A 438-nucleotide genomic window follows, 5' to 3' on the forward strand; every position below is an offset into this window, starting at 1 on the left:
TAAAATCTTCTCATATAATTTTCTTTTTTTCGTCTCTTCTTAGGCTTTCTATATTGAGTATTCCAATGACTGCAATGTTAAGTTGGTCACGTAACCACTCAGAAGAATTAGCCGTACTCCAGTCCACGGTCGCTCACGATCGATCAACCTAAGCACAGACTCGCTAAAGTTAGGACTTCATTTGAAGGTCTAAGTATAAGATACTATCTTCATCATTTAATATTTTCTCATATTGTATCAAAGTTTTTATCGAAGAAGAAACAGTGTTCCAATTAGTAAGCATACCACCAAGCCATCGATCGATCCGGAATCCGTGGTTTGGCATATGGCTGGTTCAAATCCTACCTTACAAATCGCATACAATACGTACAAACGCGGCACTATGATGAAAATACAGGCATCCTAAAAACTGTCCGCTCTGACCCTCGTACCCTAAAA

1 pseudogene is annotated in these 438 nt (G+C 38.8%); it reads right to left on the bottom strand.

What is annotated here, in order from left to right:
- Positions 1–196 precede the first annotated feature (196 nt).
- Positions 197–298 (bottom strand): annotated as a pseudogene (locus tag ACJ5GX_RS04900) (30S ribosomal protein S2); the annotation flags it as partial.
- Between the last annotated feature and the right edge of the window lie 140 nt (positions 299–438).

It is taken from the genome of Wolbachia endosymbiont of Tuta absoluta (assembly GCF_059414725.1).